Origin of the sequence: Streptomyces sp. NPDC018019 (genome assembly GCF_044327805.1) — a bacterium.
GTDB lineage: Bacteria > Actinomycetota > Actinomycetes > Streptomycetales > Streptomycetaceae > Streptomyces.
Genome location: NZ_JBIRGD010000014.1, coordinates 77,100 through 91,064, shown reverse-complemented (window position 1 = coordinate 91,064; position 13,965 = coordinate 77,100). Strand labels below are relative to the sequence as shown.

Sequence of the window (13,965 nt, the reverse complement as noted above, 5' to 3'; positions counted from 1 at the left end):
GGGCCGGCCTCAGTGGTGCCAGGGCAGTCGGACGGGTTCGGACGGCGTCCGGCCGGCCCGTACGTCCGCGAGCAGCGGCGACAGCCCGTACGGGAAGACCGTCTCCGCGGTCGCCGCCAGCTCGTCCAGCGGCCACCAGCGGTGCCCGGTGATGGAGGCGCGCTCGTGCTCCCGGAAGCCGTCGGTGCCGACCTCGTACGGGACGACGCGGTGCAGAAAGAACACGTCCTCGAACATGCCGCTCGACCAGGGCAGTTCGGCGTACCCGGAGGTACGGGCCACCAGCGGCCCGAGCGCCTCGGGCGCCACCCGCAGCCCGGTCTCCTCCGCCAGCTCCCGCGCCGCCGCCGCGCGCAGCGACTCCCCCGGGTGGACGCTGCCACCGGGCGTGAACCAGCAGTGCCCGGCCCCGGGGCGGGCGGGGTCCAGGTAACCGCGGAAGAGCAGCAGGCCGTCGTCCTCGCCGAGCAGCAGGACGCGGGCGGAACGGTGTACGGAATCCGAGGGCATCCGGGCAGCCTACGGGCGGCGGCCGGGCCGGCGCGACGGGGTTTTCCGCGTGCCACGCTGGGGCCATGAGCACTCTGGTGGTCGTGGACGCGGCCAATGTGGTCGGCTCGGTGCCGGACGGCTGGTGGCGGGACCGCCACGCGGCGGCCGAACGGCTGCGGGACGCGCTGGCCGGTCCCGCGCCGGACGGGCTGCCCGGCTGCGCCGAGCCGCCCGTCCGGCTGGTACTCGTGGTGGAGGGCGCGGCCCGCGGTGTGGCGTCGGTGCCCGGGGTGGAGGTCGTCGCGGCGGACGGCAGCGGCGACGACCGGATCGTGGAGCTGGTACGGGACGCGGACCGGGGCCCGGACTGCGTGGTCGTCACCGCCGACCGCGGGCTACGGGAGCGTGTGACGCGGCTGGGGGCACGGGTGGCCGGGCCACGGTCGGTGTGGCGGGGGCGCGGCGGGTGACCGGCACCCCGGTCCGGCGCAGGCGCGGCGGACGACCGGCACTCCGCCCGGCGCCTCCGTTCCGTCGCGCACCCGGCTCGCGCGCCCGTCTCCCGCGCCCAGTTCAGGCGCCCGCCTCACGCCCCTCGGCCGGGTCCCCGGAACCGCCGGCGGCGGCAGGACCCTCCCCCGTGCCCCGCGTGTTCATCCGGCTGCGCGACCGCCCGTAGGCGAAGTAGATGACGAAGCCGACGAGCATCCAGACGCCGAACCGCAGCCAGGTCTCCGCCGGCAGGTTGAGCATCAGCCACAGCGAGGCGAGCACCGACAGCGCGGGCACGAGCGGGACCAGCGGAGTGCGGAAGGAACGGGGCAGGTCCGGGCGGGAGCGGCGCAGGATGACCACGCCGATCGCGACCACGACGAACGCGAACAGGGTGCCGATGTTGACCAGTTCGGCGAGTTCGTCGATCGAGGTGAAACCGGCGACGACGGCGACCACCGCACCGAGCGCGACGGTCGACCGGTACGGGGTGCCGAAGCGCGGGTGGACCTGCGAGAAGACCCTCGGCAGCAGGCCGTCGCGGCTCATCGCGAAGAAGACCCGGCTCTGGCCGAGCAGCAGGATCATGCAGACCGAGGTCAGCCCGACGGCCGCGCCGAAGCTGATCAGTCCGGCCCAGAACGGGTGCCCGACGGACTTGAAGGCGTCGGCGAGCGGGGCGTCCGTGGACAGCTCGCTGTACTTCTGCATGCCGGTGACGACGACCGACACGGCGACGTACAGCACCGTGCAGATGGCGAGCGAGCCCAGGATGCCGCGCGGCACGTCCCGCTGCGGCAGGCGGGTCTCCTCGGCCGCGGTGGCCACGATGTCGAAGCCGATGAAGGCGAAGAAGACGACCGCCGCGGCGGCGAAGACGCCCATCACGCCGAAGTCGGCCGGGGTGAAGCCGAAGGCCAGCTGGGACAGCGGCGCCGCGAGGCCGTCGCTGCCCTCGGTGGCCCGGCTCGGCGGGATGAACGGCTCGTAGTTGGCGCCGGTGATGAAGAACGCGCCCGCGATGATGACGAGCAGCACGACGGTGACCTTGATGGCGACGATCACCGAGGTCACACGGGACGACAGCTTCATGCCGGCGACGAGGACGGCCGTCAGCACCAGCACCAGGACGCAGGCGAGCAGGTCGAACCCGAAGGTTCCCTCGTGGGTGCCGGACAGCCCCTGCGGCAGGTGGACCCCGGCCGTGTCCAGCAGCGAGCGGACGTAGCCGGACCAGCCGACGGCCACCACCGCACAGCCCAGCGCCAGCTCCAGCACGAGGTCCCAGCCGATGATCCAGGCGGGCAGCTCGCCCAGCGAGGCGTACGAGAAGGTGTACGCCGAACCGGCCACCGGCACGGTCGAGGCGAACTCCGCGTAGCAGAGCGCGGCCAGCGCGCAGACCAGGCCGGCGGCGACGAAGGAGAGCGCGACGGCCGGGCCCGCCGTCTCCTTGGCGATCTTGCCGGTGAGGACGAAGATGCCGGTGCCGATGACGACGCCGACGCCGAAGACGGTCAGGTCGAGGGCGGAGAGGGATTTCCTGAGCGCGTGCTCCGGCTCTTCGGTGTCCCGGATCGACTCCTCGACCGTCTTGGTCCGGAAGAGGCCGCTGCGGCGCACCCGGGTGGGGTCCGCGCCGCCGCGCTCCGGTCCGTGTGCCGTGCCCCGCTGTGTGCTGCTCATGGGCCAACCTCCGCCTGGACGACCGTCGCGACTCGTGAACTGCCCGAGTCTGCGCAATGATCGGGACGAGTACGGTGCGGCGGGCCTGCGCGCGGCGGGGATTCACCCGATGGTGCGGACGGGTGGATATGCCGAAGGGCCGGTGAAAGCACCCGTTCGGGTGGCCCACCGGCCCATCGTATGACCGTTCGGCGATGTTTGTGCAGTGTTACGCGTCGGGTTTGTGCGGGCTTGCGCGGCGCTGACGCGTTCGGTGCGCCGGCGGTGCAGTTGTTGAGCGGCCGGTGTTGATACGCCCGGCGTACGGACACGGACCGCTCGCGAACCGTCCGCAGGAGGAACCGGCGGCACCGGTTCCTCCTGTCGGCTCCTCCCGCCGCTCCCGTCAGTCGCGGGCGGCCTCGGCCCGCTCGGCGTCGTCCGCGGCGCCCACGGAACGCGCGGCGTCCACGGACCGGTCCGCGCCCTCGTACCGGCCGTCGATCTTGGAGACCAGGCCGGTGACCTGCCGGGCGATGTCCGGCGCGGTGAGCCCGATCTCGGCCAGGATCTCCGCGCGGGAGGCATGGTCGAGGAAGCGCTCCGGGATGCCGAAGTCGCGCAGCGGTACGTCCACGCCCGCGTCGCGCAGCGCCTGCGCGACGGCGGAGCCGACACCGCCCGAGCGGCTGTTGTCCTCGACCGTGACCACGACGCGGTGCGCGTCGGCCAGCCCCGGCAGCGCCGCGTCGACCGGCTTGACCCAGCGCGGGTCCACGACCGTCGTCGAGATGCCCTGCTTGTCGAGCAGGGCGGCGATCTCCAGGCACATCGGCGCCAGCGCGCCCACCGAGACCAGCAGGACGTCGGGCCGCTCGGTCCCCTCGGCGGGCTCGCGCAGCACGTCCATGCCGCCGACCCGGCCCACGGCCTCCACCGCCGGGCCGACCTTGCCCTTCGAGTAGCGCACCACGGTCGGCGCGTCGTCGACCTCGACGGCCTCGCGCAGCTGGGCGCGGACCTGGTCGGCGTCGCGCGGCGCCGCGATGCGCAGGCCGGGCACGACCTGGAGCAGCGACATGTCCCACATGCCGTTGTGCGAGGCGCCGTCGTCGCCGGTGACGCCGGCCCGGTCCAGGACGAAGGTGACACCGCACTTGTGCAGTGCGACGTCCATCAGGACCTGGTCGAAGGCGCGGTTGAGGAAGGTCGCGTACACCGCGAAGACCGGGTGCAGGCCGCCGGTGGCCAGACCGGCCGCCGAGACCGCCGCGTGCTGCTCGGCGATGCCGACGTCGTAGACCCGGTCCGGGAAGGCCTTCGCGAACTTCTGCAAACCCACCGGCTGGAGCATCGCGGCCGTGATCGCCACGATGTCCTCGCGCTCCCGGCCCAGCTCGACCATCTCGTCACCGAAGACGGAGGTCCAGCTCGCGCCGCCGGACGCCACCGGCAGGCCGGTGTCCGGGTGGATGACGCCGATGCCGTGGAAGCGGTCGGCCTCGTCCTGCTCGGCGGGCTTGTAGCCGCGGCCCTTCTCGGTCAGGCAGTGCACGATGACCGGGCCGCCGAAGCGCTTGGCGCGCTGGAGGGCGGATTCCAGGGCCTCGATGTCGTGGCCGTCGATCGGCCCGACGTACTTCAGGCCCAGGTCCTCGAACATGCCCTGCGGCGCGATGAAGTCCTTCAGGCCCTTCTTGGCGCCGTGCAGCGTCTCGTACAGCGGCTTGCCGACGACCGGGGTGCGCTCCAGGAGGTCCTTGCCACGGGCCAGGAAGCGCTCGTAGCCGTCCGTCGTGCGCAGGGTGGCCAGGTGGTTCGCCAGGCCGCCGATGGTGGGCGCGTACGACCGCTCGTTGTCGTTGACCACGATCACCAGCGGGCGGTCCTGGGCGTCGGCGATGTTGTTCAGCGCCTCCCAGGCCATGCCGCCGGTCAGCGCGCCGTCCCCGATGACCGCCACGACATGATCGTTTTTGCGCAGCACCTGGTTGGCCTTGGCGAGGCCGTCGGCCCAGCCCAGGACGGTGGAGGCGTGGCTGTTCTCGATGACGTCGTGCGGCGACTCGGCACGGGACGGGTAGCCGGACAGGCCGCCCTTGGCCCGCAGCCGGGAGAAGTCCTGGCGGCCGGTGAGCAGCTTGTGGACGTAGGACTGGTGGCCGGTGTCGAAGAGGACCTTGTCCCGCGGGGAGTCGAAGACCCGGTGCAGGGCGATGGTCAGCTCGACCACACCGAGGTTGGGGCCGAGGTGCCCGCCGGTCTTGGAGACGGCGTCGACGAGGAACGTACGGATCTCCCCCGCCAGCTGCTCCAGCTGCTCCGGCCCTAGCCGGTCCAGATCGCGCGGTCCCTTGATACGGGTCAGCAGCGCCACCCGTGCCTCCTTGCTGTCGAGCTGGTTCGAGCGATTCGTACAGATTCGCCTGGTTGTAGCTGGCTCTGGCTGGTCGAGCTTGCCGATCTGCCGAGTCTAATGTTCCGCCTGCGGCGGCGGATAACGGGCCGTGCGATGTAAGTCACGCGGATGGCGGTTCTGTGGTTCTGCGGTCGCTCGGGAGCGCGCTCTTCGGCCGGAAATCGGCCGTACGTGACGGGTGTGCGGCCCGGGCGGCCGGTCCGGCGGAGGGCGCGGGGCCGCTGCGGTGCGCCACCCACGAGCCCCGGGGGCCGTGGCCGACAGGACCAGGCCCCCGGGGCTTCGACGGTGAACCGCGTGCGCGCCGCGCCTACGCCCGCCCCGCCGTCTTCTGCGTCCTGCGCGACACCGAGTCGATGACGACCGCCGCCAGGAGGACGGCGCCGGTGATCATGTACTGGACGGCCGAGGCGATGCCCAGCAGGGCCATGCCGGAGGCGATGGACTGGATGACCAGGACGCCCAGGAGGGCGGACCAGGTCTTGCCGCGGCCGCCGAACAGGCTCGTACCGCCGATGACCGCGGCGGCGATCGCGTTCATCAGGAGGCTGCCGGCCCCGGAGGACTGGTTCGCGGCGTTGATCTGGGAGGCCAGGAACATGCCGCCGACGGCGGCCATCGTGCCGGCCAGGGAGAAGACGGAGATACGGACGAACGCGACGTTGATGCCCGCCCGCCGCGCCGCCTCGACACTGCCGCCGAGGGCGAAGACCTTGCGCCCGTACGAAGTGCGGCGCAGCACGAAATCGAGGGCGACGACGACGCCCAGGAAGATGACCACGGCGAGCGGCAGGCCCTTGTACTGGTTCAGGAGCCAGGCGGCCAGGTACGCGGGGACGGCGAGCACCACCGTGCGCAGGACCGTCTCGCTCAGCGGCCTGCTCGGGACGCCCGCGGCCTCGCGGCGGCGCGAGTCGAGGAGGGAGAGGCCGAGGTAGGCCAGGACGGCGACCGTCGCCAGGCCGTACGCGGCGGCCACGTCGCTGAAGTAGAAGTTGGTGAGGTGGGCGACCAGGCCGCTGTCGTCGAGGTTGATGGTGCCGTTCGACCCGAGGATCTGCAGCATCAGGCCGTTCCAGCCGAGCAGCCCGGCGAGGGTGACGACGAAGGCGGGCACGCCGATGCGGGCGAAGAAGAAGCCGTGCAGGGCGCCGGCCACGGTGCCCGTCAGGAGGGCCAGGATCAGGGCCGGCCACTCCGGCACGCCGTTGTTGATGGTGAGGACGGCGAAGACCGCGGCGGCCAGGCCGCTGACCGAGCCGACGGACAGGTCGATCTCGCCGAGGATCAGCACGAAGACGATGCCGACGGCGATCAGCCCGGTGCCGGCGGCCGTCACGAACAGGTTCGAGAGGTTCTCGGCGCCGAGGAACGCGGAGTCCTGGAGCTGGAAGACCAGGCCGATGACGATGAGGCCGACGATGACCGGAAGGGACCCCAGTTCCCCGCTGCGCGTCTTGCGGCGGAATTCGTCGAGGTAGCCCTTGAAGCCCTGCTGGCGTACGAGCAGCCGCGGGTCCACGGCGGTCACGGCGCCCTCGGCGGCGGGCGCGGCGTCGACCGGCTCGTCGCCGGCCGTGGAGAGGTCGGTGGTCATTTCTTGGCCTCCGCGGTGCGGGCCCTGCGGCGGGTCACGGCGTTGTCCGTGGCGCCGGTGATGGCGGAGATGATCTCTTCCTGGGTGGTGCTGCGGACCTCGAAGGTGCCGTTGTTGCGGCCCAGGCGCAGCACCGCGACCCGGTCGGCGACGGCCTTGACGTCGGCCATGTTGTGGCTGATGAGGATGACGCCCAGGCCGCGCTCCCGCAGCCGTTCCACGAGGTCGAGGACCTGGGCGGTCTGCTCGACGCCGAGTGCCGCGGTGGGCTCGTCCAGGATGACCACCTTGGGCTCGCCGAGCAGCGAGCGGGCGATGGCGACGGTCTGCCGCTGGCCGCCGGAGAGCGAGGCGATCGGGATGCGCACGCTCGGGATGCGGATGGCGAGCGTGGCGAGCAGCTCGCGGGAGCGGCGTTCCATCTCGACCTCGTCCAGCACTCCGGCCCGCACGATCTCGCGGCCGAGGAAGAGGTTGCCGACGACGTCGAGGTTGTCGCAGAGCGCGAGGTCCTGGTAGACGGTCGCGATGCCCAGTTCCTGGGCGGTGTGCGGCCGGTCGACGGTGACCGGCCGGCCCTCCCACTCGATGACGCCGTCGTCGGCGGGGCCCACGCCGGCGATCGCCTTGACGAGGGTGGATTTGCCGGCGCCGTTGTCGCCGACCAGGGCGACGACCTCGCCGGGGTGGATCTCCAGTTCGACATCGGTGAGTGCCTGTACGGCACCGAACCGCTTGGAGACCCCGCGCAACGCCAGCACGGGCGCAGCGGACACGTGAATCATCTCCTTCGCCGCCTGACCGGCGGGGATGCGCCGTCCCGGCCCCGGCCGACGGGCGGCGGGGCCGGGCGGACGGCGGGGCTTACTTCAGGCCGGCCTGGGCGCAGGCGGACTGGAACTTCGCGGTGCAGATCTCGGCCTTGGTGAAGAAGCCTTCTTGGCCGACATACTTGGAAATATCAGCCTTGGTCAGCGCGAAGGGGGTGACGATGACGGACGGCACCTTCTTCTCGGTGGCGCTGTCGACGGTGGACTTGGCGATCGAGTCCAGCTTCTCGCCCCGGGCGAGGGCGACGGCCATCGAGGCGGCGGCGTCGGCCTCCGGCTTGTACGGCTTGTAGACGCTCATGAACTGCTCGCCCTGGAGGATGCGCTGGACGGCGGAGAGTTCCGCGTCCTGGCCGGTGACCGGCGGCAGCTTGGTGAACCCGGCGCTCTTGAGGGCGGTGATGATGCCGCCCGCCATGCCGTCGTTGGCGGAGTAGACGCCGATGATCCTGTCCTTGCCGAGCGAGGAGATGGCGCCCTTCATGTTCTCGTTGGCGTTCTCCGGCTTCCACTCCTTGGTGTCGTACTCCTTGCCGATCTTGACCTTGCCGTCGAGCACGGAGTGCGCGCCGTCCTTGTACATCTTGGCGTTCGGGTCGGTGACCGACCCGTTCATCATGACGATCTCGCCCTTGTCGACGGTGTCGCCGAGCGCCTTCAGGAGCGACTCGCCCTGAATCCTGCCGACCCGCTCGTTGTCGACGGAGGTGTACGCCTTGATCGGGCCCTCGGCCAGCCGGTCGTAGGCCACCACGGGTATGCCCTTGTCGTTCGCCTTCTTGACGGAGGCGGCGATGGACTTGGCGTCCACCGCGTCCAGGATCAGCGCGTCGACCTTCTTGGTGATCATCGTGTCGACCTGCTGCTGCTGGACGGAGGGGTCCTGCTTGGCGTTGTCGTAGAGGATCTCGGTGTCCTTGCCCGCCAGCTCGCGGATCTTCTTCTCGATCAGCGGCTTGTCGAACCGCTCGTACCGTGCGGTCTGGTTCTCGGGCAGCATGAGGCCGATGGTCAGCGGCCCCTTCGTGTCCTTCTTGGCGTCCGAGTCACCGCCGGCCTCCTTGGCGGAGCCGCAGGCGGCGAGTCCGGCGGCCATCGAGGCGGCGGCCACGGCCACGGCGGCACGACGCAGATGCGTGTTCACGGTGAAACCTCCCTGACGAGGCCGCGTCGTTGCGGCCGAGGTGGCTGGAAGTCAACTCGGCCGCTCGCAGACCGTCAAGGAGTAAATACTTAACGAGATGACAACGGTGCCATGCGTTAGCTGTGTGAACTCAGCGGTGTCTACGTCAGGCGATGGCCGAGGTGCCGGTGCTGTCGGCGGGCCGGGAACCGGCGACGGCGGGCACGTCCGGGGCGGTCCGGGCACCCGGCCGCACGGCCCCGTCGGAGGGCAGGGTGCCGTCCAGCAGCGTCGAGTCGCCCATCTCGCTCAGGACGAGCGCGAGCGCGCCCAGCACCTCGGCACGGCCGCCGAGCGTTCCGGGCACGATGCTCAACTGCCGTGCGGCGCTGGGGATCGCGTACCGCGACACCGACTCCCTGATCGGCCCCAGCACCAGCTCCCCGGCCTCCGCGAGGTCGCCGCCGAGCACCACCCGGCTCGGGTTGAGCAGATTGCACAGGTTGGCCACGCCGCTGCCGATGTGCCGCCCCACGTCCGCGATCACCCGGCGGCACCCCGGGTCGCCCTCCCGGGCCAGCCGGACCACGTCGGCCATGGTCAGGTCGGGCCCGTGACCGGGCTGGAGCAGCGGGAGCACGTACCGGGCGGCGGTGAAGGTCTCCAGGCAGCCGCGGTTGCCGCAGCGGCACACCGGCCCGGATTCGTCGAGCGTGATGTGCCCGATCTCGCCGGCCGTGCCGCCCGGCCCGCGGTAGATCTGCCCGCTGATGACCAGGCCCGCGCCGACGCCGCTGGCGACCTTGATGTACGCGAGGTCCGCGGCGCCGCGCCCGCCGCCCCACACCAGCTCGCCCAGCGCGCCGAGGTTGGCGTCGTTGTCGACGTACACGCCGACGCCGAGCCGGCCGGCCAGCTCCTCGCTCGGGTTCGTGCCGCTCCAGCCGGGCAGGATCGCGGTCGAGCCGAGCGTGCCGGACTCGACGTCGATGGGGCCCGGGACGCCGAGGCCGACGCCGATGACCTTGCCGGCGTCCACGCCGGTCGCCGCGATCAGCCGGTTGACCAGGCGCTCGGCCCGGTCGAAGCCCTCCGCGGCGGAGGCGTCCACGTCGATCGGCTCGGTCTCCTCGGCGAGCACCTGGTGGGCGAGGTTGCCGACCGCGACGCGCAGGTGCGAGTGGCCGAAGTCGACGCCCACCACGATCCCGGCGTCACCGGAGAGCGAGACGCTGCGGGCCCGGCGGCCGCCCGCCGAGGTCGGTGTGACCTCGACGGTCCCGGCGTCCTTCAGTTCCCGCACGATGTTGGAGACCGTGGCCGCCGACAGCCCCGTGGTCCGGGCGATCTCCGCCTGGGTCAGCGAACCCGCCATGCGCACCGCGCGTACGACCCGCTCCAGATTGGCCCGGTGCAGCGAGGACTGCGAACCCGGAGTCTCCATCGACTCATCCACTCCCGCCTGTAGCGTCCGGCACGACGACCGGCCGCCGGCCGGGCCACACCGACGGGACCCGGCTTGTCTCCAACATGTGAATCTAAGCTGACGTGCCAGGGTCCGGTTCCGTCAAGTCCTCGACCGGGTGCACCGGCCCTGTGGCCAAAACCGGCCGCCCGGCGGGCAGCACGGCGGCCCCCGCGGGACGGCGGGGGCCGCGGTGGCCGTGGCGTACGGCGGACACCGACCGGCGCACGGCGTGCGCACCGGTCGCGGAACTACTTCAGGGCGCCCGCCGTCAGGCCCGCCACCACCTGCCGCTGGAAGATGATGTACGCGCCGAGCACCGGCAGCATGGCGATGGTCAGGCCCGCGAACAGACCCGACCAGTCGCCCTTGTACCCCTGGCTCACCGCCAGCGCCACCAGCCCCTGGGTCAGCACCTTCTTGTCCGGGTCACCGACGTTCAGCACCGTCGGCAGCAGGTACTGGTTCCACTGCCCCAGGAAGTTGAAGATGCCGACGCTGATCAGGCCGGGCTTGGCCATCGGCAGCATGACCTGGAAGAACGTACGCGTGTGGGACGCGCCGTCGATGAGCGCGGCCTCCGCCACCGACGTCGGCAGCGTCTTGAAGAACCCGCTGAGGAAGAAGACGGTGAACGGCAGGGAGTACGCGATGTAGACCAGGATCAGGCCGTGGTAGGTGTCCAGCAGGGCCATGTTCTTCATGACGAAGAACAGCGGGACCAGCGCCAGGATGACCGGGAAGCCCATCCCGCCCACGAACAGGAAGTAGATGAAGCGGTTGCCCGGGAAGTCGAACCGGGCCAGCACGTACGCCGCCATCGCGCCCAGCAGCATCGTGCCGATCAGCGAACCGCCCACCACGATCAGCGAGTTGAAGAAGTACTGGCCCATGTTGGCCTTGTCCCAGGCGCGGGACCAGTTGTCGAAGTGCAGCGCCGACGGCAGGCCCCAGGGCGAGCCGAAGATCTCCCCGTCGTCCTTGAAGGAGCTGACCACCGCCCACAGCAGCGGCATGGTGACCAGCAGGCCCCAGATGACCAGGACCCCGTGGGAGAAGACGTTCAGGACCCGGCCCTCGCCGCTCCCGTCCTTGCCGCCCGTGCCGCTTCGGCCCGTCACGGCCGGTGGCTCGGTCTGCACGCTCATCAGAACTCCAGTCGCTCGCGCCGGCCCAGCCGCATGACGACGGCCGAGAAGATCAGGGTCACTATCAGCAGGGAGACGCCGATCGAGGTGGCGTAACCGGCCTGACCGTCGCGGAAGGTCTTCTGATAGACGTACAGCGGCAGGACCTCGGTGGAATAGTCGGGGCCGCCCGGTCCGACACTCATGATCTGGACGAAGGCGAAGGCGGACACGTCCAGCGCCAGAATGCCCATGTAGATCCAGCCGGTCTGCACCGTGTCCCAGAGCAGCGGCAGGGTGATCCGGAAGAACGTGTTGAAGCGGTTGGCGCCGTCCAGCAGCGCGGCCTCGTAGAAGTCCTTCGGTATGGAACTCATGCCGGCCGAGAAGAGCACGACGTAGAAGCCGACATTGGCCCAGATCATCGCGCCCATGATGCACCAGAGCGCGAGCTGCGGATCGCCCAGCCAGTCGGGCTGCACGTTGTCCAGTCCGATCGCCTGGAGGAACGCGTTGAGTGCGCCGCTCTCCGGGTTGTATGCGAACTGGAAGAGCAGGGCGACGATCGGGACCGACAGCACCTGCGGAAAGAAATAGAGAATCTTGTACGTGCCCGAGCCGCGCACACCGCCGATGACCGCCTTCTTCCTGCGGCGGCCACCGACGTTGAGCATGAAGGCGAAGAAGAGCCCGAGCGAGAGCGTCACCACCGGCAGCAGCAGCAACAGCATCACGCTGTTGCCCACCGCGGCCCAGAAGACACTGTCCTTGAAGAGACGCGCGTAGTTGTCGAACCCGACCATTTTCATGTCCGAACTCAGGCCGGTCCAGTCCGTGAAGGAGTAGTAGATCGCCTGCACGAACGGCGATATCACGAAGACCGCGTATATCGCCAGCGGGATGACCAGGAACCCCGCTATGAAACGGTATTTACCGTGCTGCATGACTACCGATCCCGTTCTTTCCCCGCGGCCCGCACCACTGCCGCCGCTGGTGACGCGTCCGACGCACCGGTCAGCGCTTGTACTTCTTGACGCTGCTGTCCTCGCGCGTCTCGTCCGCGTACTTCTGGATCTTGGCGATCGCCTCGTCGGGAGTCATCCGGCCCGCCATCATCTCGCCCAGCGCGCCGACGCCGATCTTCTCCTTCTGGAGCGCCACGTACCAGTCCTGCAAGCGCGGGTTGACGATGTTCCGGCCGGCCTTCTGGAGGGCCTGCACAGCCGAGTTCAGGCCGGAGGGCAGCGTCAGCCCCTCGGTGCCCCCGTCGAGCGAGGTCAGCGAGGAAACCTGTTTGACGAAGTTCTGCGAGGACTTCTTGCTGAGCATGATGCGCAGCATCTCCATGCCGCCGGGGGCGTTCTTCGCCTGCTTGGGCACGATGAACGGTTCACCGCCGGAGGCCCAGATCGTGCCGAACGGCAGCTTGTCCGAGTCGGAAAGGCTCGACGGAGCGCCGACCGAAAGCTGGAAATCCGGCTTCTTTTCGAGCTGCTTGGCCGACTCGTTCTCGACCCACGAACCGTTGGGTATGAAGAGGGCCCGGCCCTCGACCCAGGCCTTGGCCGACTGGAGGTGGTCCAGGCCCGGCGAGCCCTTGAGGACGTACCCCTTCCTGTACAGCTCGTAGTACGCGTCGAAGGCGGCCTTGACGGCCGGGTCCTTCCAGGCGTTCGGCTCCAGGTTGTCGATCCTGCGGAGCACCTCCTGGCCGCCGATCTTGGCTATGAAGGGGTACAGGCTGAAGGGCAGGTAGTACGGGTACTTGCCGGGGTACGTCCAGCCGGCGACGCCCTTCTTCTTCGCCTTCTCGCACACCGCGAGCATCTCGTCCCAGGTCTGCGGGTATTCCGCGTCGGCGACCTTCTGCAGATTGGTCTTGGAGTACCAGACGCCGTAGACCGTGTACGCGTAGTACAAGATCCAGGTTTCCTTGCCGCCGAACTGCCCCATTTCGACGACACCGGGGCGCAGGGTGTCGCGCACCTTCTTGTTCGGGTCGTCGACCGACGGGGCGTCGAGCAGCGGGGTGAGGTCGGCGAGCTGGTTCTTGGCGACCAGGGTGCCGAAGTCCATCTGCTCGGCGCCGGAGTTGTCGACCAGGTCCGGCGGGTTGCCGCCGTTGAAACGCGGCTGGAGGGTGGACTGGATCTTCTGGGTGGAGGCGAGCTTGACCTTGCCCTTGGTCTTCGGGAAGGCGGCGATGTATTCGGCCTGGGCGTCCTTCGCGTATTTGTCGCCGAATCCGCCGTCGAAGATGACGACGTCCAGGGCGGCGCTGTCATTGACCGCCAGCGGATTCTTGGCGGTCTTCTTCCCCTGCTCGGCCTTCTCGCCGCCACCACCGCCACCACTGGCACACGCGGACAGTGCGCTCATGGCCGGTACGGTGACGATTCCGAGCGCCGCGGCCCGCTTGATCAGGGCACGGCGGCTGAAATCTGAGGTGGATCCCATGCGCAAGTCCTCGCCTTCTTCAGGACTCAGGCGGTGTACCGGAGCCACCCCGGCACCGCGGGTCAGATGAAGCTGAGTTGTACGGGATGTGCACCGGGCACGCTAGAGATGTGCGGGGCCGACTTCTTGTGCTGCTCCGCAGGTCCCCCCGGGTCCGCGACGTCGATCGCACAGTCGCTCGGACGCCGACAGGTATAGTCCACTTCACGTCAACTCGGCAAGATCGTAAGCAAGTTCGGGCCGCCATCTTTCCCGAGTTGAGACCTCGCCGGTATGCGTCGCTTCCGCCGGAAACTTC

Annotated in this window: 11 protein-coding genes; 1 reads left to right on the top strand and 10 read right to left on the bottom strand. The window is 70.0% G+C overall.

The annotated features are described in order from the left end of the window. Nucleotides 1-9: 9 nt before the first annotated feature. On the bottom strand, nt 10-510 hold the full coding sequence (locus ACH4FX_RS23150) for an NUDIX domain-containing protein (RefSeq protein WP_398481801.1): 501 nt from the start codon (nt 508-510) through the stop codon (nt 10-12). A 65-nt stretch (nt 511-575) separates the two neighbouring features. On the opposite strand from ACH4FX_RS23150, the gene ACH4FX_RS23145 reads away from it, so the two are divergent. Further along, entirely contained in the window at nt 576-962 is a 387-nt protein-coding gene (locus ACH4FX_RS23145) for an NTP pyrophosphohydrolase (RefSeq protein WP_398481799.1), read from the top strand. A 103-nt stretch (nt 963-1,065) separates the two neighbouring features. Here ACH4FX_RS23145 and ACH4FX_RS23140 read toward each other — a convergent pair whose 3' ends face one another. From ACH4FX_RS23140 to ngcE, 9 genes are all read right to left on the bottom strand, one after another. Further along, entirely contained in the window at nt 1,066-2,670 is a 1,605-nt protein-coding gene (locus ACH4FX_RS23140; RefSeq protein WP_398481797.1) for an amino acid permease, read from the bottom strand. A gap of 385 nt (nt 2,671-3,055) precedes the next feature. Further along, entirely contained in the window at nt 3,056-5,026 is a 1,971-nt protein-coding gene (gene dxs / locus ACH4FX_RS23135; RefSeq protein ID WP_398481795.1) for a 1-deoxy-D-xylulose-5-phosphate synthase, read from the bottom strand. Nucleotides 5,027-5,378: 352 nt separating this feature from the next. Then, the gene (locus tag ACH4FX_RS23130) at nt 5,379-6,665 is read right to left on the bottom strand and encodes a sugar ABC transporter permease (protein ID WP_398481793.1); all 1,287 of its coding nucleotides are present in this window, start codon (nt 6,663-6,665) and stop codon (nt 5,379-5,381) included. Continuing rightward, nucleotides 6,662-7,450 (bottom strand): ATP-binding cassette domain-containing protein, encoded by a 789-nt coding sequence (locus ACH4FX_RS23125; RefSeq protein WP_398481791.1) that lies wholly within the window; start codon nt 7,448-7,450, stop codon nt 6,662-6,664. The genes ACH4FX_RS23130 and ACH4FX_RS23125 overlap by 4 nt, the downstream gene beginning before the upstream one ends. A 79-nt stretch (nt 7,451-7,529) precedes the next feature. Continuing rightward, nucleotides 7,530-8,639, bottom strand: coding sequence for a substrate-binding domain-containing protein (locus tag ACH4FX_RS23120; RefSeq protein ID WP_398481789.1), 1,110 nt, complete (start codon nt 8,637-8,639; stop codon nt 7,530-7,532). A gap of 145 nt (nt 8,640-8,784) precedes the next feature. After that, nucleotides 8,785-10,062, bottom strand: coding sequence for an ROK family protein (locus ACH4FX_RS23115; RefSeq protein ID WP_398481787.1), 1,278 nt, complete (start codon nt 10,060-10,062; stop codon nt 8,785-8,787). Between the two features lie 272 nt (nt 10,063-10,334). Next, nucleotides 10,335-11,231, bottom strand: a complete 897-nt coding sequence (locus ACH4FX_RS23110) for a carbohydrate ABC transporter permease (RefSeq protein WP_398481786.1) — start codon at nt 11,229-11,231, stop codon at nt 10,335-10,337. Continuing rightward, entirely contained in the window at nt 11,231-12,154 is a 924-nt protein-coding gene (locus ACH4FX_RS23105) for a carbohydrate ABC transporter permease (RefSeq protein ID WP_398481784.1), read from the bottom strand. Before ACH4FX_RS23105 ends, ACH4FX_RS23110 begins: the two co-directional genes overlap by 1 nt. A 70-nt stretch (nt 12,155-12,224) precedes the next feature. Further along, complete coding sequence (gene ngcE / locus ACH4FX_RS23100; protein WP_398481782.1) at nt 12,225-13,667, bottom strand: N-acetylglucosamine/diacetylchitobiose ABC transporter substrate-binding protein; 1,443 nt, start codon at nt 13,665-13,667, stop codon at nt 12,225-12,227. Nucleotides 13,668-13,965 lie beyond the last annotated feature (298 nt).